At 71.8% G+C, this 21,201-nt stretch carries 23 protein-coding genes; 10 read left to right on the top strand and 13 right to left on the bottom strand.

Annotation, left to right across the window (positions count from 1 at the left end; genetic code table 11):
• Window positions 1-11: 11 nt before the first annotated feature.
• The 8 genes from DEJ11_RS17460 to DEJ11_RS17495 all read right to left on the bottom strand — a co-directional run bounded on the left by DEJ11_RS17460 (window position 12) and on the right by DEJ11_RS17495 (window position 6,962).
• Window positions 12-1,037, bottom strand: a complete 1,026-nt coding sequence (locus tag DEJ11_RS17460; RefSeq protein WP_027466832.1) for a glycine betaine ABC transporter substrate-binding protein — start codon at window positions 1,035-1,037, stop codon at window positions 12-14.
• The gene (locus DEJ11_RS17465) at window positions 1,034-1,798 is read right to left on the bottom strand and encodes an ABC transporter permease (protein ID WP_111102674.1); all 765 of its coding nucleotides are present in this window, start codon (window positions 1,796-1,798) and stop codon (window positions 1,034-1,036) included. The genes DEJ11_RS17460 and DEJ11_RS17465 overlap by 4 nt, the downstream gene beginning before the upstream one ends.
• Complete coding sequence (locus tag DEJ11_RS17470) at window positions 1,795-3,066, bottom strand: ABC transporter ATP-binding protein (RefSeq protein ID WP_111102675.1); 1,272 nt, start codon at window positions 3,064-3,066, stop codon at window positions 1,795-1,797. Before DEJ11_RS17470 ends, DEJ11_RS17465 begins: the two co-directional genes overlap by 4 nt.
• Window positions 3,053-3,700 (bottom strand): ABC transporter permease, encoded by a 648-nt coding sequence (locus DEJ11_RS17475; protein ID WP_071245638.1) that lies wholly within the window; start codon window positions 3,698-3,700, stop codon window positions 3,053-3,055. The genes DEJ11_RS17470 and DEJ11_RS17475 overlap by 14 nt, the downstream gene beginning before the upstream one ends.
• Window positions 3,701-3,908: 208 nt before the next feature.
• Window positions 3,909-4,652: a DinB family protein gene (locus DEJ11_RS17480; protein ID WP_111102676.1), complete on the bottom strand. Its 744-nt coding sequence runs from the start codon at window positions 4,650-4,652 to the stop codon at window positions 3,909-3,911.
• A complete protein-coding gene (locus DEJ11_RS17485; RefSeq protein WP_111102677.1) occupies window positions 4,649-5,260 on the bottom strand; it encodes a DUF6197 family protein in 612 nt (203 codons plus the stop codon). The genes DEJ11_RS17480 and DEJ11_RS17485 overlap by 4 nt, the downstream gene beginning before the upstream one ends.
• A gap of 58 nt (window positions 5,261-5,318) precedes the next feature.
• The gene (locus DEJ11_RS17490) at window positions 5,319-6,194 is read right to left on the bottom strand and encodes an aminoglycoside phosphotransferase family protein (RefSeq protein ID WP_111102678.1); all 876 of its coding nucleotides are present in this window, start codon (window positions 6,192-6,194) and stop codon (window positions 5,319-5,321) included.
• Between the two features lie 117 nt (window positions 6,195-6,311).
• Window positions 6,312-6,962, bottom strand: coding sequence for a ScbR family autoregulator-binding transcription factor (locus DEJ11_RS17495; RefSeq protein ID WP_111102680.1), 651 nt, complete (start codon window positions 6,960-6,962; stop codon window positions 6,312-6,314).
• A gap of 90 nt (window positions 6,963-7,052) precedes the next feature.
• Between DEJ11_RS17495 and DEJ11_RS17500 the strand changes: the two genes are divergently transcribed.
• Window positions 7,053-7,496, top strand: a complete 444-nt coding sequence (locus DEJ11_RS17500) for a disulfide bond formation protein B (RefSeq protein ID WP_111102681.1) — start codon at window positions 7,053-7,055, stop codon at window positions 7,494-7,496.
• A 54-nt stretch (window positions 7,497-7,550) separates the two neighbouring features.
• On the opposite strand, the gene DEJ11_RS17505 is transcribed toward DEJ11_RS17500, so the two are convergent.
• Both DEJ11_RS17505 and DEJ11_RS17510 read right to left on the bottom strand, forming a co-directional pair.
• A complete protein-coding gene (locus tag DEJ11_RS17505) occupies window positions 7,551-8,708 on the bottom strand; it encodes a GAF domain-containing protein (RefSeq protein ID WP_111102682.1) in 1,158 nt (385 codons plus the stop codon).
• Window positions 8,705-9,481 (bottom strand): ThuA domain-containing protein, encoded by a 777-nt coding sequence (locus DEJ11_RS17510; RefSeq protein ID WP_246552689.1) that lies wholly within the window; start codon window positions 9,479-9,481, stop codon window positions 8,705-8,707. Before DEJ11_RS17510 ends, DEJ11_RS17505 begins: the two co-directional genes overlap by 4 nt.
• Before the next feature lie 124 nt (window positions 9,482-9,605).
• Here DEJ11_RS17510 and DEJ11_RS17515 point away from each other — a divergent pair, with 124 nt between their 5' ends.
• Window positions 9,606-10,061: a DUF3817 domain-containing protein gene (locus DEJ11_RS17515; RefSeq protein ID WP_035809287.1), complete on the top strand. Its 456-nt coding sequence runs from the start codon at window positions 9,606-9,608 to the stop codon at window positions 10,059-10,061.
• A 168-nt stretch (window positions 10,062-10,229) separates the two neighbouring features.
• On the opposite strand, the gene DEJ11_RS17520 is transcribed toward DEJ11_RS17515, so the two are convergent.
• Window positions 10,230-12,440, bottom strand: coding sequence for an NADP-dependent isocitrate dehydrogenase (locus DEJ11_RS17520; protein ID WP_111102683.1), 2,211 nt, complete (start codon window positions 12,438-12,440; stop codon window positions 10,230-10,232).
• Between the two features lie 193 nt (window positions 12,441-12,633).
• Here DEJ11_RS17520 and DEJ11_RS17525 point away from each other — a divergent pair, with 193 nt between their 5' ends.
• A complete protein-coding gene (locus DEJ11_RS17525) occupies window positions 12,634-12,999 on the top strand; it encodes a hypothetical protein (RefSeq protein ID WP_111102685.1) in 366 nt (121 codons plus the stop codon).
• 3 nt (window positions 13,000-13,002) lie between these two features.
• Here DEJ11_RS17525 and DEJ11_RS17530 read toward each other — a convergent pair whose 3' ends face one another.
• Entirely contained in the window at window positions 13,003-13,497 is a 495-nt protein-coding gene (locus DEJ11_RS17530; protein ID WP_111102686.1) for a hypothetical protein, read from the bottom strand.
• Window positions 13,498-13,659: 162 nt separating this feature from the next.
• Here DEJ11_RS17530 and DEJ11_RS17535 point away from each other — a divergent pair, with 162 nt between their 5' ends.
• The 5 genes from DEJ11_RS17535 (at window position 13,660) to DEJ11_RS17555 (ending at window position 19,011) form a co-directional block, all read left to right on the top strand.
• On the top strand, window positions 13,660-14,778 hold the full coding sequence (locus DEJ11_RS17535) for a M23 family metallopeptidase (protein WP_111102687.1): 1,119 nt from the start codon (window positions 13,660-13,662) through the stop codon (window positions 14,776-14,778).
• Between the two features lie 161 nt (window positions 14,779-14,939).
• Window positions 14,940-16,214, top strand: coding sequence for a hemolysin family protein (locus DEJ11_RS17540; protein WP_111102688.1), 1,275 nt, complete (start codon window positions 14,940-14,942; stop codon window positions 16,212-16,214).
• Window positions 16,215-16,661: 447 nt separating this feature from the next.
• Entirely contained in the window at window positions 16,662-17,573 is a 912-nt protein-coding gene (locus DEJ11_RS17545; protein WP_111045772.1) for a helix-turn-helix transcriptional regulator, read from the top strand.
• A 31-nt stretch (window positions 17,574-17,604) separates the two neighbouring features.
• Complete coding sequence (locus tag DEJ11_RS17550) at window positions 17,605-18,360, top strand: class I SAM-dependent methyltransferase (RefSeq protein WP_111102690.1); 756 nt, start codon at window positions 17,605-17,607, stop codon at window positions 18,358-18,360.
• A gap of 168 nt (window positions 18,361-18,528) precedes the next feature.
• Window positions 18,529-19,011: an FBP domain-containing protein gene (locus tag DEJ11_RS17555; RefSeq protein ID WP_071406263.1), complete on the top strand. Its 483-nt coding sequence runs from the start codon at window positions 18,529-18,531 to the stop codon at window positions 19,009-19,011.
• Between the two features lie 164 nt (window positions 19,012-19,175).
• On the opposite strand, the gene DEJ11_RS17560 is transcribed toward DEJ11_RS17555, so the two are convergent.
• Window positions 19,176-20,162: an aldo/keto reductase gene (locus DEJ11_RS17560; protein WP_111102691.1), complete on the bottom strand. Its 987-nt coding sequence runs from the start codon at window positions 20,160-20,162 to the stop codon at window positions 19,176-19,178.
• 111 nt (window positions 20,163-20,273) lie between these two features.
• On the opposite strand from DEJ11_RS17560, the gene DEJ11_RS17565 reads away from it, so the two are divergent.
• On the top strand, window positions 20,274-20,510 hold the full coding sequence (locus DEJ11_RS17565; RefSeq protein ID WP_111102692.1) for a hypothetical protein: 237 nt from the start codon (window positions 20,274-20,276) through the stop codon (window positions 20,508-20,510).
• Window positions 20,511-20,633: 123 nt separating this feature from the next.
• Window positions 20,634-21,179 (top strand): acyl-CoA thioesterase, encoded by a 546-nt coding sequence (locus DEJ11_RS17570; protein ID WP_111038397.1) that lies wholly within the window; start codon window positions 20,634-20,636, stop codon window positions 21,177-21,179.
• Window positions 21,180-21,201 lie beyond the last annotated feature (22 nt).

Here is a 21,201-nt window from a genome sequence, read left to right on the forward strand (position 1 = left end):
GTCGAGAACGGTCAGGGCTTCGTGATGAAGCCCTCCTTCACCATCCAGTCGAAGGCGACGTCCGCCGGCTCACGCCCCTCGACGTCGACCTGACGGTTCAGCTCCTGCAGCACGGCGTCCGTGAGCTTCGGTGAGATCTGGTCGTAGATCCCCTCGAGCTGCGGGTACTCCTTGAGTGTCTTCGAGTCGATGACGGGCGCGACGTTGTACGCCGGGAAGAACCCCTTGTCGTCCTCGAGCACCGTCAGCCCGAGCGACTTGATGCGGCCGTCGGTGGTGAAGACCTCACCGAAGTTGCACTTGCCCCGGTCGGTGGCCGTGTAGACCGTGCCGGTGTCGAGGATGCTGACGTTGCTGCTCGGCACACCGTTCGACCCCGAACCGCCGAGCTCCAAGCCGTACTTCTTGAGCATCGGCTTGAAGCCGTCGGCACGGGAGTTGAACTCCGACTCAACACAGAACGTGCGCTGGTCGACCGGCAGCTTGGTGATGTCGGAGAGCGTCTTGACGTCCCCGAGCTCCTTGACGGCCTCGTTGCGAACGGCGAAGGCATACGTGTTGTTCATCGGTGCCGGCTTGAGCCAGGTCAGTCCGTTGCCGGCGTCCTCCTTCTTGACCGCCGTCCACTGCTCGGTCTTGTCCGGGATCCCCTTCGTGTGACCCATGAAGGTCAGCCAAGCGGTACCGGTGTACTCGTACGTGAAGTCGGCCGCGTGCGAGGTCATCAGCTCACGGACCGCGACGCTGCCGGGCACGTTCGTCTCGTCGGTGACGTCGAACCCGGCGGCCTTGGCGGCGAGCACGGCGATCTTGCCGAGCACGAGCTGCTCGGTGAAGTTCTTCGACGTCACGGTGATGTGGGCGCCGGCCGGCAGGTCGTCGATGCGCTGGATGGAGCCGGCGCCGGCCTCGGGCACGAACGACGTCGCGGGCTGCAGGCCGCACCCGGTCAGGACGAGGGCGGTGGCACCGGCGACGAACGCGGCGGCTCCGACCCGGGTGCGGGTGCGGCGGGTGCTGCGTGTGCGGCGGGTCATCGGAGTCCCTTCGGTCGTGCGACCGTCTCGACCACGCGGCCGAGCCAGTCGATGGAGAGGGCGAGCAGGGCGACGAGCAGGGCCCCGGCGACCAGGAGCTTCGGCAGGAACAGCGTCACGCCCGTGGTGATGAGCAGACCGAGTCCGCCCGCACCGACGAAGGTGGCCAGGCTCGCCGTGCCGACGAGCAGCACGAGCGCGGTCCGGATGCCCGAGAGCATCACGGGCACCGCGAGCGGCAGTTCGACGCGCATCAGCACGCTGAAGGCGCTCATGCCCATGCCGCGACCGGCCTCGACCAGTCGGGCGTCGACGCTCTGCACGCCGATCATGGTGTTCCGGAGCACCGGCAGGATCGCGTAGAGCACGAGCGCGACGACTACGGACCGCGAGTTCAGACCGAGCCAGGCGGCGAGCAGCACGATGAGGCCGACGGCCGGGGCCGCCTGCCCGAAGTTCGCGACGGCGAGCACGTACGGGCTCGCCCGGCGCAGCGGCCCGCGGGTCAGCACGACGCCCAGCGGGATGCCGATCACGAGCACCAGGACCGTCGACTGCAGGGTCAGCACGAGGTGCTGGCCGGTCAGGGCCAGGATGTCCGCCGGGTTGAGCGTCGTGCGCTCCGTCGGGGTCAGGTCCGCCGTCGCGAGCCACACCGCGAAGCCGGCCAGGACGACCAGGATCGCGATCGGCTGGAACAGCAGGCCCTTCCACGAGGTGGGTGCACCGGTGGCGGGGCCGGCGACGGCGACCGTGCTCACAGGTCTTCTCCGGTGGGCATGGCCGACACCGGTGACGACGGCATGGTCTCGATCGGGTTCGTGTTCGTGCCGACCGGCGTGTAGGCCTGGTCGCCTGCGGCGGTCGCGCGGGAGCGGGTGATCGCCTCCATCACGGTCTCGACGGTGATGACCCCGCGGAACGCGTCACGACGACCGGTGACGAGTGCGGCGCCGGCGCTCGAGACGAGCATGGTGTCGAGCGCGTCGTTGAGGGTCGCGGCCTCGCCCACGACGGGCAGGCCGGGCTCGACGCCGTCGGGGATGCGGTCGAGGCGCTCGAGCTGGCGGCGCGACGGCCACCCGATCGGGCGCTGGCGGTGGTCGACGACGACGGCGTGCTGGTGCCCGCCGGCCTCGTTCATCCGCTGCAGCACGGCCTTGACCTCTTCGCCGGGCGAGCAGGTCACGGCCGACTCGACCTCGACGTCGCGCACGCGGTTCAGCGTGAGCTGCTTCAGGCCCGCGCCGGAGCCGATGAAGTTCTCGACGAACTCGTTCGCCGGCTCGGCCAGGATCCGTTCCGGGGTGTCGTACTGCACGATGTGCGCACCCTCGGTGAAGATGACGATCCAGTCGCCCAGCTTCACGGCTTCGTCGAAGTCGTGCGTGACGATGACGATCGTCTTGTGCAGTTCCTCCTGGATGCGCAGCAGCTCGTCCTGCAGGCGCTGGCGGGTGATCGGGTCGACGGCGCCGAACGGCTCGTCCATGAGCAGGACGGGCGGATCCGCCGCGAGCGCCCGGGCCACGCCGACGCGCTGCTGCTGGCCGCCGGAGAGTTCGCGGGGGAACCGGTCGCGGTAGGTGTCGGGATCGAGCGAGACCAGGTCGAGCAGCTCGTCGACACGCGCCGCGATCTTCTCCTTCGACCAGCCGAGCATCTTCGGCACGATCGCGATGTTCGCCGCGACCGTCATGTGCGGGAAGAGCCCGCCGGCCTGGATCACGTAGCCCATGCGGCGGCGGAGCTCGTCACCGTCGATGCCCGTGACGTCGTCGTCGCCGACGACGATCCGGCCCTGCGTGGGCTCGATCAGGCGGTTGATCATCTTGAGGGTCGTCGTCTTGCCGCAGCCGGACGGGCCGACGAGCATGACGATCTTGCCGGCCGGGATCTCGAGCGTGATGCCGTCGACGGCGGGCTTCGACTGCCCGGGGTACCGCTTGGTGACCTCGTCGAGCAGGATGCTGCGCCCGGTGACGTCCCCGTCGAGCGCGGTGGTGGTGGCGGAGTCAGTGCTGGACACGGATACCTCTCGAGATGGTCAGGCGGCCGAGGCCGATGAGGAGCAGGTCGAGGACCAGGGCGAGCAGGACGACGCCGACCACCCCGACCACGACGGAGAACAGGGCGTTGGCGCCGCCGAGGCGGGACAGCCCGGAGAAGATGAAGCCGCCGAGCCCGGGGCCGAGCGCGTACGCGGCGATGGCGGCGATGCCCATCACCATCTGAGCGGCCACCCGGACACCGCTCAGGATGATCGGCCACGCCATCGGCAGCTCGACCTGCAGCAGGGTGCGGAACCGGCTCATGCCGATGCCACGAGCCGACTCGACGACGGCAGGCGGGATCTCGGCGAGACCGACGACCGCGTTGCGCAGGATCGGCAGCGCGGCGAAGAAGACGACCGTCACGACCGACGGCAGGACGCCGAAGCCGAGCGGGACGATGAGCAGGCCGATGACGGCGAACGACGGCAGGGTGAGGCCGATGGCCGACACCCCGTTCGCGAACGCGGTCAGGCGCGGGCTGCGGTAGACGAGTGTGGCGAGCACCACGGCGATGACCGTGGCGAGGACGACGCACTGGACGACCAGTGAGAAGTGCTGCCACGATGCGAACCAGATCTGGTTCCATCGCTCCACGACGTACTGGAACACGGGTGGGCGCTCCCCTTCCGGTCGGCTGAACTGCCCACAGTTCGGGGCACGAGCTCGGCCAAAGCTATGCAACAGCCGGACCGGTTGTACAACGCAACCCCGCCTGTACGACGGTTTCCCTTGCGGTTGCGAGGAGGATAACCCCAGGTCAGGAGTGGTTCACAGTGCCGAGCCTGGGAGAACGGTAACGATCGGTCTGCCTGCTCGGCTATGCGCCGAGGCCGCGCAACCCCGCTCGCTCCGCGATGTCGACGAGCTGCTCGCGCCACCGGACCCATTCGTCCGGGGACTTGTCGGCCAGGTTGCCGTCACCGTCGCCGGCCAGGCCGTCGAGCATCTCGCGCACGATGTCGGCGTGACCCGCGTGCCGGGCGGTCTCGTACGCCATGTGCACCAGGATCCGGTGCAGCGTGACGTCCCGGCGCCCCTCCGGCCACCACGGCACGGTTCCGGTGGCGGTGAGGTCGAGCGCCTCGATCGTGGCGTCGGCGTGGGCGGCACTCCGGTGGTGGAAGGCCACGATGTCGGCCATGGTCTCGTCGAGCGAGGCGTACATGTCCTCGCCGTCCTCCGACTCGAGCCAGGCGGGCTGGTCCGGTAACGGCCGCCCGAACACCTCGCCGAAGTAGCCGGCCTGGACCCCGGCGACGTGCTTCACGAGCCCGAGGACGTTCGTGCCCGTCGGCGTCACCGGCCAGCGTGCCTGGCGCTCGGCCAGCCCGTCGAGCTTGGCCAGCAGGGCCGCGCGGTGCTTCTGCAGGTACCGGTGCAGCGTCCGCTTCACCGCAGCGTCGGCGGCAGCGGCGTCCGCGCCCGCGCCGGCCGCGGCCGCGGCCGCCGCACCGTCGGGGTTCCGCGCTGCCCCTTCGTCCGACAGCAGGGCGTTGCCGCTCGCCGCCAGGGTGCTGGTGCTCGCAGGGTGCACCTCGGGGACCGCTTCGACGTCGCTCATGCCCCCGATCGTGCCACCCGGAGCTCCTGCAGGCGCGTCGACTCCTGCACGGCGACCCGTTCGGCCGTCAGCAGCAGGCCGGCGACCTCGGTGCCGGTGCGTGCCGGGGCGTCGTTCCAGCTCGTCAGGTCCCGTACCCGCCCCATCCGGATGTCCGGCGCGGGGCACCACAGCACGGGCTCGCCCTCGTCGCGGGCGAGGGCGTGCCACACGACGTCGAGCGCGTGCTGCACCCGGGGAGCGTGCACCGCGTGCGGGCCGCCGGCGGCGGACACGACCGCGCCGACCAGGCAGGCACCGACGAGCGGCCGGCCCTGCACGTCCATCGCGGCGGCGCTGGAGGCCTTGCGCTCGCGGCCGTGCTCGTCGAGGTAGGCGAACCAGGCGTGCTGGACCCATCCGCGTTCGACGACGGCGCGGGCGTCGGAGAGCAGGTGGACGAGTTCCCCGAGTTCGCGCACCCGGTCGTCGACCCGTCGCGCGCGGGCGGCGGCGCGGCGGTCCGAGATCCGGTCGAGCAGGCCGCGGAGACCGCGTCGCTCGGGTCGGACGGGGGAGGGGGAGGCGTCGGTGGCGACGTCGTGCTGGACGCGGAGCTCGAGGGTCATGGCGGCCCCTCCGATCGGCTGTGCACGGATGGTGCGGTCACGATAGCCCCGTGGGGACTCAGTCGTCCAGCACCGCGTCGATGCTCCGTCGCGCGACGCTCCGGAAGGCGCGTTCGTCGGCGGTCGCCAGCGCGGACGCGAGCGCGACCACCCACCCCCGTGCGCGCAGCCAGGTGGCATCCGAGGCCGCGACGCGCGCCCGGAACGCGGAACGCCCCGGCCGGTCCAGCGTCAGCCAGGCGGTCGCGAGGTCGACGGCGGGGTCGCCCGCGGTGACGTCCCCGAAGTCGATCACGGCCGACAGGCGGTCGACACCGTCCGACGAGTCGACGAGCAGGTTGAAGGGGTGCAGGTCGCCGTGCACCCAGACGGGAGGCCCGGGGTGCGCGGGCACGCCCACTGCGGTCCGCCACAGCGTGGCCAGCTCTCCGGCCCGGTGCACGCCGTGCTCGTCGAGTCGCGTCAGCACGGCGTCACTCCGCGACACGAGCGGCACCGCACGGAACGGGTTCACCGGGGCGTGGTCCGGGGCCGGGACGTGCAGGAGCCCGACGAACGCGGCGAGCGCCTCGGCGACGGGGACCCCGGCCGCCCGTTCACCGATCGCCGTGCCGGACAGCCACGGCACGATGCTCCACGACCACGGGTAGCCGAGGGCGGGGCGTCCGGTGCGCACCGGGGCAGGCACCGGGACGACCGATCCGACCCGGGCGGCGATGTCCGGCAACCAGCGCTGTTCGTGTTCGACGAGCCGTGCGGCCAGCTCCCGACGGGGGACCCGGACGGCCAGGTCGTCGCCCAGGCGCAGCACGACGTTGTCCCAGCCGTTCGCGACGACCTCGAGCGGGAGGCCCGCCAGGTCGGGGTGCTGGTCGCGCAGCAGGGACCGGACGAGCGGGACGTCGACGTCGACCTCGGCAGCGGGTGTGGGCACCGCGTCAGGCTAGTGGGCCGCCGGACACATGCCCGCGAACTGGGGCCGGTGGCGCGACACCCTTCTCGGTAGTCTCAGAGGTGAGGTGACGTGGGTGTTTCCCTGGGGGGACCCGCGTCACTCCGGAGCGATGAGTGCGACGAGCCGCGGGATCTCCGGACGCAGCCGTTCGGTGACGAACGCGTCCAGCAGGACCGTCCAGAGTTCCCGCAGGCCCGCGAACAGGTCGGCCCGGCGGGTCATCACGTCCGAGACGGTCTGCACGCCGGTGTAGGCACGGACGACGACCCGGCCGACCAGGTCCGGGTCCCACCGCTGGTCGATCTCGCCCACCTCGACGGCCTGCCGCGCGAACCCGGCGACCACCGTGGTCCAGTCGGTGTACGGGTCCTGCCGCGCGACGTCGCTCGCGGCCACGTCGGTCGACAGCCGCACCCCGGCGCTCACGACGACCTCGGACGTCATCTGGACCGCGAGCCCCTGGCACAGCCACATGATCGACTCGAGCGGGGTGGTGCCCCGGGCCACCGCGGCCTCGCCGTAGCGGCGCGAGATCGCGTGCTGCTCGGCGACGACGGCCCCGGCCATGTCGGCCTTCGACGTGAAGTGGAAGTACAGCGCACCCTTGGTCATCCCGATGCGTTCGGCGATGCCGTCCATCGAGGCACCGACGTACCCGCGTTCGTCGAACTCCGCGGCCGCGCCCTCGATGATCGCCGTGCGGGTCGCGAGCGACCGCTGCTGCCGGGTCGGTCGGTCCTGCGCCATGGGGTCCGATCGTAGTCAGCGCACGCTGCCGCCGGGGTCCACTGGCCGCATTCGGCAGGCGTTCGGCCGGGTGCCCTACGGTCGGTCGCCATGGACGGATGGCGGAACCCTTCGCGCTGGGCACGGACGGGTCGGTGGCTGCTGCTGCCGATCGCGGTGCTGGACTGGGTCGCGCTCGCGCCGCAGACCATCGTGGTGCTCGCGTTCCTGATCGCCGTCGTCGGGCTCGCCGGCATGGGTGCGGCCCTCGTGGTGCACATGCTCCGTCGGTCCCGTGGGGCGATGGCCGGCCTCGGCGTGGTGCTGCTGCTCGGCGGCCTCGTCGTGTTCGGCCTCGACCCGTTCCCGGGCTCGTTCCCGCTCATCCAGTCGTGGTGGCCGGAGTCGATCACGCAGCCGCAGCACGTCGGCAGCGCGTACTGGCAGCTCGCCGGACTGGGCATCGAGCTGGCGGGCTTCGCCCTGCTCGCGACCCTGCTCGTGGTCTCACTGACCGGGACCCCGCGCCCGCGGCCGGACCGCTTCCGCTCCTGACGCGCGCGGCACGATCAGGTGGCGCCGCACGACCGGGTGGCGCGACACGCACGCTCAGTGCCGGGTGAGCACCACCAGCGTGACGTCGACCACGGCGTCCGTGGGGACGGCCGTACGCACCCGTTCGACCACGGTGGCCCCGTCCGGAGCCGAGCGCACCAGCGCGGCGAGGTCGTCCAGGTGCCGGAGCCCGTCCAGCGACAGGACGCCCTGGGTGCAGATCGCCAGCCGGTCACCGGGTTCCAGGTCGAGCGCTCCGGGCGACCGTGGGATCGATGCCGGCTGCAGTCCGAGCGGCAGGTCGAGCGGGTGCAGGACGCGAGCCGGACCGTCGGCGGGGACGAGCACGGCGAGGCCGTGGCCGGCGTCGCCGAAGTCGACGTGACCCGACGTCGGGTCGAGCCGCAGGTGGAAGAGCGAGCCGACGGCGTCCGCAGCCGACAGGTCGGCGGTGACCTGCGCCTCCAGGCCGACGATCGCGTCCGACATGTCGGTGCCGGTCCGTGCCGCCACGGCACCGCGGACCGCCGCGGCGAGCAGGCCCGACGCCGGGCCGGCCGCGCTCACCCGGCCGACGGTGACGTGCAGGGCAGAGTCCGGTGCGACGCGCCAGTCGGCGACGTCACCCCCGCCGTCGTCGTGCTGGGCCACCAGGACGTCGAGGTCGTACCCCGGCACCGCGACCGGGTCCGGCACCAGGCCGTCGAGCACCCGACGGACCCGCCCGCGGTCGATGGCGACGCCGAGCTCGCGCTCCGCCCACCGGGCCAGGTCGCCCAGCAGGGCGACGTCGTCCGGTGAGAACGTGCGCGGAACAGCGTCCATCAAGCACAGCGTGCCCACCCGGGTGCCGTCGACCATGGTCAACGGTGCGCCCGCGTAGAACCGGATGCCGTGCTCCGCCACCGCCGCGGTGTGGGCGAACCGGGCGTCGAGGGACGCGTCCGGGATCACCATCGGTTCGCGGGTGAGCACCGTCGACGCGCAGAACTGCTCGCTGGCGGGGACACTCGATCCCTGGTGCCAGCCGAAGGTCGACTGCGTGGTGACGAGGTCGTGGTGGACGAGGTTGAGGAAGGTCAACGGGACGTCGAACGCCTCGTGGGCCATGCGGGTGATGCGGTCGAAGCGCTCCTCGGGTCCTGATCCCAAGATGGCGAGCGCCTCGATCGCCGCGGTGCGCTTGTCCGCACCGTCGAGATGGTTGGTCACCCGGCCTGTCTACCCCCATCGTCCGACAGGAACCAGTCCCGTGGGTGGGGGTCAGCCGTCAACTCGCGGCGCTCGGACACCGGGGCGGCCCAGGCGGCGGCGTTCGACAGCACGCGCTGGATGTCCGGGTGGTGGTAGACGGGGTACTCCTGGTCGCCGGGCGAGAAGTAGAAGACCTTGCCGAGCCCCCGGCGGTACGCGACACCGGAGCGGAAGACCTCGCCGCCCGCGAAGGTCGACAGGAACACCTCTTCGTCGGGGCGCGGGATGTCGAAGTACTCGCCGTACATCTCCTGCCGGTCGATGACGATCGGGTGCGGCACCCCGGCGGCGATCGGGTGCTCGGGCGCAACCGTCCAGACGAGTTCGCGCTCGCCGTCGTTCCGCCACTTCAGCGAGCAGGTCGTGCCCATCAGGCGCTTGAACGGCTTGGAGTAGTGGCCGGAGTGCAGCACGACCAGGCCCATGCCGGCGTGCACGGCGTCGACGACCAGGTCGACGACGGCGTCGCTCACCTCGTCGTGGGCGGCGTGGCCCCACCAGAACAGCACGTCCGTGGTGGCCAGTCGTTCGGCGGTGATGCCGTGGTCGGGTTCCTGCAGGGTGGCGGTGGAGACGTCGGCCCCGGGCTGCAGCTGCCGGAGCGCCTGAGCGATCACGGCGTGCATGCCGTCGGGGTAGTGCCCGATGACCGTCGCGTCACCGCGGGTCTCGTGCACGTTCTCGTTCCAGACGACGATGTTCAGGGGACGGTTCTCGGTCGACGGCGACATGCAGGCAACGCTACCCGTGCTCGGTTCGCGCATCCGCTGGCGTTTGCTGATCGTCTTGCCCGCCTTGCGATCACGATCGGGGGCGTTCTGCTGTCTGTCAACCGGATCCGCCACGATTGACGGCATGACTCCGCGCTCCCTGTTCCGCGCCGCCGCGGTCGCCGAACTCGTGACCTGGACCCTGCTCATCCTCGGGATGGTGCTCAAGTACGGCCTGGACGCCGGCGACTGGGGCGTCCGCATCGGCGGTGGGGTGCACGGCTTCGTGTTCCTGGCGTACCTGGTGGTCACGACGGTCGTGGCGGTGAACCAGCGGTGGTCGTTCGGGGCGCTCGTGCTCGGCTGGGCCAGTGCCGTCGTGCCGTACGCCACGGTGCCGTTCGAGGTCGCGGTCGCCCGCCGCGGCATGCTCGAGGGCTCCTGGCGCCGCTCGCCGGACGCCCACTCGGGCTTCTGGGACCGCCTGCTGTTCTTCGTGGTGCGTCGGCCCGCCGTGGCCGCGGGCATCGGGGTCGTGGCCGTCGCCCTGGTGTTCACCGGGCTGCTCGCCGCCGGCCCGCCCGTGCCGTCCCGCGGCTGACGCGACGAGCGCCCACGCGTCTGATCAACGAGTGAGCAGAAGACGTCGGATTCGCAAGCGGGACCCGACGTCTTCTGCTCACTCGACGCGGCTGTGGTCGCGACCACGGACGGACGGGAGGCCCGGTGCCAGCTGGCACCGGGCCTCCCGTCCGTCGGCTGGTCGCTGCTAGAGCGCTGCCAGCGCCGCGTTCAACGTGGCGGACGGGCGCATGACCGCGCTCGTCTTGGCGTCGTCGGGGCGGTAGTAGCCGCCGATGTCGGCCGGGTGGCCCTGCACCGAGACGAGCTCGTCGACGATGGTGTGCTCCTGCTCACCGAGCTTCGCCGCGAGGTCCGCGAACGACGCCGCGAGCTCGGTGTCCTGGGTCTGCGCCGCGAGCTCTTCGGCCCAGTACTTCGCCAGGTAGAAGTGGCTGCCGCGGTTGTCGATCGAGCCGAGCTTCCGACCCGGGGACTTGTCCTGCTCCAGGAACGTCCCGGTGGCACGGTCGAGGGTCTCGCCCAGGATCTTCGCCCGCTCGTTGCCCGTCACACCGGCGAGGTGCTCGAGGCTGACCGCCAGTGCGAGGAACTCGCCCAGGCTGTCCCAGCGCAGGTAGTTCTGCTGCACGAGCTGCTGCACGTGCTTCGGGGCGGAACCACCGGCACCGGTCTCGAACAGGCCGCCACCGCCCAGCAGCGGGACGACGGAGAGCATCTTCGCCGAGGTGCCGAGCTCCATGATCGGGAACAGGTCGGTCAGGTAGTCGCGCAGGACGTTGCCGGTGACCGAGATGGTGTCCTCGCCGCGGCGGATGCGCTCGAGCGAGAAGCGCATGGCGTCCTCGGGCGCGAGGATCTCGATCTGCAGGCCCTCGGTGTCGTGCTCGCCGAGGTACTGGCGAACGAGCCCGATGAGGTTCGCGTCGTGCGCGCGGGTCTCGTCGAGCCAGAACACGGCCGGCGTCGCGGAGGCACGGGCGCGGGTGACGGCGAGCTTCACCCAGTCGCGGATGGCGACGTCCTTGGTCTGGCAGGCGCGCCAGATGTCGCCGGGCTCGACGTCGTGCTCGATGACGACGTCGCCCGAGGCGGTCGTGACGCGGACCACACCGGCGCCGGGCAGCTCGAAGGTCTTGTCGTGCGAGCCGTACTCCTCGGCCTTCTGCGCCATCAGGCCGACGTTGGGCACGGAGCCCATCGTCGACGGGTCGAAGGCGCCGTGGGCGCGGCAGTCGTCGAGCACGGCTTGGTAGATGCCGGCGTAGCTCGAGTCGGGGATGACGGCGAGGGTGTCGTGCTCGTCGCCGTCCGGGCCCCACATGTGGCCCGAGGTGCGGATCATCGCCGGCATCGAGGCGTCGACGATGACGTCGCTCGGCACGTGCAGGTTCGTGATGCCCTTGTCCGAGTCGACCATGGCGAGCTCGGGGCCGTCGGCGATGCCCTGCTTGAAGGCACGCTCGATCTCGGCGCCGTTCGGCAGCGCAGCGAGGCCGGCGAGGATCGAGCCGAGGCCGTCGTTCGGGGTCAGGCCCGCGGCGGCGAGGTCGGCGCCGTAGCGCTCGAACACCGACGGGAAGAACGCCTTGATGACGTGCCCGAAGATGATCGGGTCCGAGATCTTCATCATCGTGGCCTTGAGGTGCACGGAGAACAGGACGTCCTCGGCGGCGGCGCGCTCGATCTGCTTGCGCAGGAACGACTCGAGTGCGGCCACGTGCAGCACGGTGCCGTCCACGACCTCGCCCTGCAGGACGGGGATCGACTGCTTGAGGACCTGCTCGCTGCCGTCCTCGGCCACGAAGGTGATCGTCAGGACGTCGTCGGCGGGGGCGATCCAGGACTTCTCGTTCGACCGGAAGTCGTCGACGCCCATGGTGGTGACGTTCGTCTTCGAGTCACGCGACCAGGCGCCCATGCGGTGCGGGTGCTTGCGGGCGTAGTTCTTGACGGACAGAGGTGCGCGGCGGTCGGAGTTGCCCTCGCGCAGCACCGGGTTGACGGCGCTGCCCTGGACGCGGCCGTAGCGGGCGCGGACGTCGCGCTGCTCGTCGGTCGTGGCCTCGTCCGGGTAGTCGGGCAGGTCGTAGCCCTGCGCCTGCAGTTCCTTGATCGCGACCTTGAGCTGGGGGATCGACGCCGAGATGTTCGGCAGCTTGATGATGTTCGCCTCGGGGGTCTTCGCCAGGTCGCCGAGTTCGGCGAGGGCGTCGTCCAGGCGCTGCTCGTCGGTGAGCCGCTCCGGGAACTGGGCGATGATCCGGCCGGCGAGCGAGATGTCGCGGGTCTCGACGTCGACACCCGCGGTGCCGGCGAAGGCCTGGATGACCGGGAGGAAGGAGTGGGTGGCGAGGAACGGCGCCTCGTCCGTGAGGGTGTAGATGATCTTGGCCATGCTGGCGGGTACTCCCTTGTTCGACCGTCGGTACGTCCACGGTACTCGTGGCGCAGGATGTCTCGACATCAAGATACATGGCCTCCGCTTCCGCGCGGCAGATGCTCGGCCGACACCCTGGAGGCGCACTGTCGACACATAGGAACGGTGCGTGGACTGGTCTTCCGCGGCACCAGAGCGAGGGAGAGCGCGCATGACCACCACACGGCAGACCCCGGACGACTTCGGCTGGACCGCGGAGGACCTGCGGTCCGCCTTCGCCTCGGACGGCAGCGGGCCCTACCGGTACGCGCCGGACGGCTCCGGCCCGTTCTCGTACGACCCCGACGGCTCCGGTCCGTGGCTCGTCGGCCCCGAACCCCGACGGAGCACGAAGCGCTTCGCACCGCGTCAGCGTGGCAGCCGGTCGCGGTTGCGGCGGATCGGGACGGCCTGCACCGCCGGAGCGCTGGCGCTCGTGCTCGCCGTCGGCAGTGTCTCCGTCGTCGCGCACGCCGCTCCTCCACACCCGTCGGTGCAGGCGAGCGCCGCGCAGGGCCCCGAACCCGACGGAGCCTGAGCCTCAGTCGCCGATCGAGACGCGGAACACCCGGACGCCGGCGGCACGGAGCCCGGCGAGCCCGAGCCGCATGCGCAGGGGCCGGAAGGGCCGACGGAACCCGGACGACGCCGACGCGGCATCGATCTGGTGCAGGACCTCGGACGTCAGGGTGCGCTCGAGCTTCGGCGCCAGGCGAGTCACCCCGGACACCGTGACGACGATGCGGACGGCGTGCGGCGCGAGCATCGGCGCGATGAGCTCGGCGGCCGCCTGCGCCCGGTGGAACGCGGGGTCGTCACCGGGGCGACGGATCGCGATGACGGCCAACGCCGCGTCCCACGTCTCCTCGGGGTCCGGCAGGTCGTCGACTCCGACGACCCGCATCCGCGCGGCGTCGATCCCGGCGCGCACGGCCGCGGCCCGGAGCACGGGGAGGAGTTCCTGGGTACCGGCCAGCACGACGTCGGCCGACGCCAGGTCGACCGTTCCGTACCGCTCACGCGGCGATCGGGCCATGGTGCGGGTCCTTCCGTCGCTTTCCCCTGACCGTACCGATGCGGAGGGCCCGGGGGACGCTTCCGCCCGTGGTGATCAGGCGCCTCCCAGCGCACTCGGTAACGAAAAGATCACGAAAGGGCCTGTACAAAGCGACAGAGTCGTGCAGAATGGTGGGCGGCCATGACGACTGCACCCGAACTCGACCAGCACCCGGAGACCCCGGTGGTGCACCTGTCCCGTCGCGCCGCCCTCGAGGCCGAGCGCGCAGCAGCCCGCGGACCGCAGCGTCGCAGCAAGACGGCGCCGGTCGCGAAGACCGCCAAGCCCGAGAAGCCGGCCAAGGCAGCGAAGGTCGCCAAGCCGGCGAAGGCCGCGAAGCCGGCCAAGGCACCGAAGGCCGCGAAGGTCGCCAAGCCCGTGCAGGCCGTCGTCCTCGCGACCGCGTCCTCGGCCACCGAGCCGGCCGGCCGCCGTTCCGCAACCGCACGCGCCACCACCGAGCGCGTCGACGACCGCATCCAGCGCGTCGTCCGTCGCCCCGCACCCAAGGTGACCCGCGTCGCCAGCGCACCCCGGGCCTCCCGGTCGGCCCGCGCCGGACGCATCACGCTCACCAGCGCCGCGGCCGCCATCGCGATGTTCGCCGCCTCGGCGATGCCCGCCCACGCGAGCGCCGGCACCTCGATGGCCACCTCGACCATCGCACCGATCGTGCGCACCCAGGACTACGCCGTGACCCAGGCGGTCACGGCCGCCGGGTTCGACCGCGACGGGTTCACCGTCGGCGGCGGCTCGACCGTCACCACGAAGACCGCTGGTTCCGCCGACACCGCGGCGACCGCGGGTGGCGCCGTCTCGTTCGGCGGCGCGGTCCGCTCGCCGTTCCCCGGCCCGGTGCAGATGAGCTCCGGCTTCGGGTACCGCTCGGCACCGTGCGGCGCGTGCTCGTCGCTGCACCAGGGCCTCGACTTCACCCCGGGCATGGGTACGCCGATCGGCGCCGTCGCCGCGGGCAAGGTCCGGGTCTCGGGCACCTACTTCTCGTACGGCAACGCGGTCATCATCGACCACGTGGTCGACGGCCGTCAGGTCTCCACGCTCTACGGCCACATGATCCCCGGCTCCTCGCCGCTCAAGGTCGGCGACACCGTCGCGGCCGGGCAGTTCATCGGGCTCGTCGGGTCCTCCGGCGTCTCGACCGGTGCGCACCTGCACCTCGAGGTCCTGATGGACGGCGTCACGCCGATCGACCCGAAGGCGTGGCTCGAAGCCCGCATCGGTCGCTCGCTCACGCTGTAGCGACCGCGCCCCGCACCGACCGCTCCCCGTTGCGACGCGGGATCCACAGCCGCTGTCGAGCGGCGGCACGGTGATGTCCCAGTCGGCCTGTGCAGACTCACAGGCATGGACGATCCCCACAGACCGCCCGCCCGCCGTCGATCCGAGGCGGCTGCCCACTGATGGGCGCCGACACCTGGATCGCCTTCGGGCTCGTCATCCTCTTCGTGCTCGTCGGCGGGGTCTTCGCGGCCGCCGAGATCGCACTCGTCTCGCTCCGCGAATCCCAGCTGCAGCAGCTCGAACGCCGCGGCCCCCGCGGGATGCGGGTCGCCGAGCTCGGCCGTGACCCCAACCGGTTCCTGTCTGCCGTGCAGATCGGCGTGACCGTCGCCGGGTTCTTCTCCGCCGCGTACGGTGCGTCCTCGATCGCACCCGACGTCGCACCGCTGTTCCAGGGGCTCGGCCTCGAGCAGGGCACGGCCGATGCCGTCGCGCTGGTGCTGATGACCCTCGTCATCGCGTACCTGTCGCTCGTGTTCGGCGAGCTCGTGCCGAAGCGCCTCGCCCTGCAGCGTGCCGAGGGCTTCTCGATGGCCGTCGCCCCGACCCTGGAGCGCTTCGCGGTGCTCATGCGGCCGGTGATCTGGCTGCTCTCGAAGTCCACCGACACCGTCGTGCGACTGCTCGGCGGCGACCCGAACGCCCGCAGCGAGTCGATGAGCACCGAGGAACTCCGCGGCCTGGTCGACGAGCACACCGGCGTCGACGAGCAGGGACGCCGGATCGCCCGCAGCGCCCTGGACGCCGGTGACCGCATCCTGCGCGAGTCGATGCGCCCCTGGTACGACGTCTCGACGCTGGATGCCGGTCTCTCCGTCGCCGAGGCCACCGACCAGGCCATCGCGGCCGGGCACACCCGGTACCTCGTGACCTCCGGCGGGCGTGACGAGGTCCAGGGCTTCGTGCACCTCCGTGACCTGCTGCGTCCGGTCGATCCTTCGGCACCGGTCGCCACGCTCGTCCGGCCGGTGCTCGCCCTGCCCGAGACGAAGTCGCTGTCGAGTGCGATCGCGGACATGCGCACCGACGGCCACCAGATCGCCCTGGTGGTCGACGAGTACGGCGGCAGCGCGGGCATGGTCACGCTCGAGGCGCTACTCGAGGACCTCGTCGGCCGCATCCGCGACGAGTGGGACTCCACCGAGCACGACGAGTCGGTGCTGGCGCACGACGGCGTCGACGGTGCCACGGTGCTCGAGGACCTGGCTGCGGACGGCGGTCCCGTCCTGCCGGACGGCGACTACGAGACCGTGGGTGGGCTCGTGCAGGTGCAGCTGGACCGCGTGCCCGAGGTCGGTGACGTCGTCCTGGCCGGCGGACACCGCCTCGAGGTGACCGCCATGGACGGTCACCGCGTCGCGCGGGTGCGCATCGGACCCGACACCGCGCCCTGACCGCTGGACAGAGCGGGGGGAAGCCCGTGGCGCAGGCGGTCGCAACACCCCGCGGGACGCCGGCGAGCGGTCACAGGCCGTCGTCTACGGCGCCACCAGCCGACAGGTCGCGACCACCCGGCGGGCGGCACGCGACGTGTCGCGACCGGTCGGGCACGGCCGGTCACGCAACGGAACGCGACCAGACGGCGTACGGGAGGCGCGTGGCGGGGCCGCCCCGCGCCTCCCGTCCGCTCCGGGCGGTCGCAACACCCCGCCAGACGGCGACGAGCGGTCACAGGCCGTCGCCTGCGGCGCCACCAGCCGACAGGTTGCGACGGGACGGCGCACGGCACGCGACGTGTCGTGACCAGTCAGCGACGGCCGGCGGCCCCGCCGCGCCCTGACCGGCTGACGGGTACCGCCCGTGCCTGCCGGACGCACGGCCCGGGCACGTACGCTCGTCGCATGGGTATCGACGTGCGCAACGAGATCCGCGACTTCCTGTCCTCCAGGCGGGCGCGGCTCACCCCCGAGCAGGTCGGCATGCCGTCGTTCGGCGGCGGGGTCCGACGCGTGCCCGGGCTGCGTCGGCACGAGGTCGCCATGCTCGCCGGCGTCAGCGTCGACTACTACACGCGACTCGAGCGCGGCTCGCTCAAGGGCGTCTCGGACAGCGTGCTCGAGGGCCTGGCGAGCGCCCTGCAGCTCGACGAGGACGAGCGTGCGCACCTGTGGGACCTCACGCGCCTGGCGAACTCCGGCGCGAAGGTCATGCACCGGAACGTGCCGACCCGCGTGCGCCCCGGCGTGCAGCGGCTGCTCGACGCCATCACCGGCGCACCGGCCTGGGTGCGGAACGAGCGCGGGGACGTCGTCGCGACGAACGAGCTCGGCCGCGCGCTCTACGCTCCGCTCTTCGCCGGCCCCGGACGCCCGGTGAACACCGCTCGCTTCACCTTCCTCGACCCGGCCGCCCGCGACTTCTTCCCGGACTGGGCGCAGACCGCGAAGGACGCCGTGGCCGTGCTCCGGACCGCCGCGGTGTCGAACCCCTGCGAGCCGGGGCTCATCACGCTCGTCGGTGAGCTCTCCACCCGGAGCGAGGAGTTCCGCGGCTGGTGGGCTGCCCACGACGTCCGGATGCAGCGCACCGGCAAGAAGCGCATCGACCACCCGATCGTGGGGGAGCTGCGGCTGTCCTACGAGGCGCTCGACCTGGTCGCCGACCCCGGCCTGACGCTGTTCTCGTACTCGGCCGAACCGGGCAGCGAGTCCGAGCGGTCGCTCGCGCTGCTCGGCAGCTGGGCCGCGACGGAGCGGGCCGAGCAGTACGCGGCCATGCGCGAGTCGGAGTCCGAGTCCGAGTCGGTCGACTGACCCGGCCCCCGCGGGTTCGTAGGGTGGGGACGTGACGAGGACCACGGACGGCTCGGCCGGCGCTGCGGACCACCGGCAGCACCGCCGGCCCGAACCCGCGTTCGCCCGTGCGGTCGCGAAGGCCCTCGGCGACGCCCGGACCGTGCTCGACGTCCGTGCCGGTGCCGGTGCCGGTGCCGCCGGGTCCTACGCGCCGACCGACCGCGATGTGACCGCCGTGGAGCCCGCCGGAGACCTGCCCTTCGCCGACGACACCTTCGACGCCGCGATGACGAGCTTCTCGCTGCACGAGTGGGACGACCTCGAACGCGGGCTCGCCGAGGTGCGTCGGGTGACCCGGGGCCCCATCGTGGTGCTGACGTTCGACCCCGACCGCATCGAGCGCTCCTGGCTCGCCGAGTACGCGCCCGAGGTGCTGGCGGCCGAGGCCCGTCGCCACCCGGCACTGCCGCGGATCGCCGACGCACTGGGCGACGACACCGTGACGAGCACCCCGTTGCCGATCCCGTTCACGTGCGTCGACGGGTTCGCCGAGGCGTACTACGCGCGCCCCGAGCGTCTGCTCGACCCCGGCGTGCGCCAGGCGGACCCGGCATGGGGACTGGTCGACGAGTTCACCGTCCGGCGGTCGGTGGCAGCGCTCCGGACCGCGCTGGAATCGGGGGAGTGGGACCGGCGGCACGGGTCGTTGCGGATCCGCCCGACGTACGAGGGCTCGGTCGTCCTGGTCACGGCGACGCCGAACCGACCGTGGGCGGACCGGGCCGGGGTTGACACCCGGTCGTAGGCTGGTCGGGTGAGCTTCCAGGAGGTGGTCGGCGCCCGTAGCGCCGACATCAGGGCGTGAGGCCCTCGGTCGTGCCCTCGGGTGCGGCCGCCCTCGTCGAACCCTGACCTCCTCCGCCCGGTGCGGTGTGCGTCCGCACGCCCCGGGCCCGCACGAAAGCGATCACCCATGCTCCCCATCGTGGAGAAGACCCTCCGCACGTCCTTCGTCAACGCCTCGCGCAAGGAGGTGTCCGACCTCACGCTGCCCGCCGACTTCGAGACACTCGACTGGGACGCGCTCGACTACCTCGGCTGGCGCGACCCGAAGATCGGGCGGCGTGCGTACGCCGTCGTGCCGACCCTGGACGGCGACCTGATCGGCATCCTGTTCCGGCAGGCCGAGGCCTCGCCCCGCTCCCGTGCCCAGTGCTCGTGGTGCCAGGACGTCAAGCTGCCGAACGACGTCGCGTTCTACAGCGCGAAACGGTCCGGGCCGGCCGGACGGAACGGCAACACCGTCGGCACCCTGGTGTGCCAGGACTTCCAGTGCTCGCGGAACGTCCGGAAGCTGCCGCCGCCCGCCTACGAGGGCTACGACGTCGAGGCAGCGCGCCTCCGGCGCATCGAGGACCTGCAGGTCCGGGCCGCGTCCTTCGCCGCCGAGGTCTGAGACGCCGGCGTCCTCGGAAGACGCCGCCGAGTCCGCGAGACGCCGCCGGATTCGGAGGCGTCTCGCGCTGACGCCGGCGTCTCGCGTCCGCAAACGCGACTGACGACGGACGGGAGGCCCGTGACGGATCCGCCACGGGCCTCCAGGCCGTCAACCGGTCGCGTCTACCGACCGATGGTCGACATGTCGGGGTAGCGGTCGCCGGTCGGGACCGGCAGCGCCGACAGGCGCGACAGCTGGTCCGCCGTGAGGGTCAGGCCGGCTGCGCCGACGTTCTCCTCGAGGCGGGAGACCCGCTTCGTGCCGGGGATCGGGACGATGTCGTCGCCCTGGGCCAGCAGCCAGGCGAGCGACACCTGCGCCGGGGTGGCGCCGGCTTCGGTGGCGATCTCCTTGACCGCGTCGACGATGCGCATGTTCTGCTCGAACGCCTCCTGCTGGAAGCGCGGGTTCGCCAGGCGGAAGTCGTCGGAGTCCAGGTCGGACGGCTTCGTGATGGCACCCGTCAGGAACCCGCGGCCGAGCGGCGAGTACGGCACCAGGCCGATGCCGAGCTCGCGCAGGGTGTCGAGCACGTCGCCCTCGGGGTCACGCGTCCAGAGCGAGTACTCGCTCTGGAGCGCGGTGATCGGGTGGACGGCGTGGGCCTTGCGGATGGTCTCGGCGCCGGCCTCGGACAGTCCGATGTGCCGGATCTTGCCCTCCTGCACGAAGCCGGCGAGCTGGCCGATGACGTCCTCGATCGGGACGGCGGGGTCGACGCGGTGCTGGTAGTAGAGGTCGATGTGGTCCGTGCCCAGGCGACGGAGGGATCCTTCGAGGGCCTCGCGCACGGACTCGGGCTTGCTGGAGATCCCGCGCTGCTGCGTCGGCGTCTCCTCGCCGGCCTCGTGGTGGTACAGGCCGAACTTGGTCGCGATGACGACGTCGTCGCGACGGCCCTCGAGCGCACGGCGCAGGAGTTCCTCGTTCGTGTAGGGGCCGTACGCCTCGGCGGTGTCGAACAGGGTGACGCCGAGGTCGATCGCGCGGTGGATGGTGCGGATCGACTCGTCGTCGTCGGTGCCGGCGCCCGTGTAGAAGGCGCTCATGCCCATGGTTCCGAGGCCGATCGGTCCGACCTCGAGGTCTGCGAGCTTGCGTGTCTGCATGCTGCAGGTCTACTCCCGGTCCCCCTGACGGCGGGAGGCACTGGCTGTACCCGCCTCCGCACCGCTACGCTGCGAGGGACGGGGCAGACGCCCCGGGCTCGGGGGAGTGTCGTGGTCGTCATCGGGATCGTCATCGCCGTGGTCGTCGTGCTCGGCGCCCTGCTCGTCGTGCTCGAGGTGCAGAACCGCCGTCGGCGGCGAGCGCTCGCGGACCTCGAGGACTTCTCCGACCCCACGGCCGGGCCACGTGCCATGGTCGAGGCCGACGCCGCTCGATCGACGGCCGAAGGGGTGTCGAGGACCGCGCACCCGGGTGGCAGCGCCTCCAGCGGGATGTTCTCCGGCTGACCCACCCGGCCGCTCCGGCGGTTGTCGGAAGCAGCGGGTCCGCGGTGACCAGCGCTACCGGCGCTTCGTGAGGTTCCTCTAAGGTGCTCGCACGATTGCTCCGCGCACTGGTGTGATCAATCCGTGAACCTGTACTTCCGACTGCTCTTGCTGCAGCTGCGGACCCGTCTGCGCGCTCGGGTCGGTGGACGCCGCCGGGCGTCGCTCTGGGACGAGGTCCGGACGCCGTTCCGGGTCGCTCCCACCGACCTCGACCCGCTGCGGCACGTCAACAACGGCAAGTACCTGTCGATGCTCGACCTCGGTCGGCTCGACCTGATGCTCCGCTCCGGGTACTGGGCAACGCTGTCCGAACGTGGCTGGTACCCCGTCGTCTCGGCGCAGACGATCACGTACAAGCGGTCGTTGACGCTCGGGCAGCGGTTCGAGCTCCGCACCCACGTGCTCGGGGTCGACGACCGTGCCGTGTACCTGGAGCAGACGTTCGTGCGACAGGGCGCCGTGATGGCCCGCGCCGTGGTGCAGGCCCGGTTCCTGCGACGTTCCGGCGGGACGGTGCCGACCGCGGACCTGCTCGAGGCGGCGGGTGGCGCGGACCGCGACCTCACCGTGCCCGACTGGGTGCACGACTGGGCGAGTGCGACCCGGATCAGCAGCAGCGCGGCCTGACCCGCACTGATCGGCGTCGCCG

The sequence above is a fragment of the Curtobacterium sp. MCLR17_058 genome, assembly GCF_003234705.2.
Taxonomy (GTDB): domain Bacteria; phylum Actinomycetota; class Actinomycetes; order Actinomycetales; family Microbacteriaceae; genus Curtobacterium; species Curtobacterium flaccumfaciens.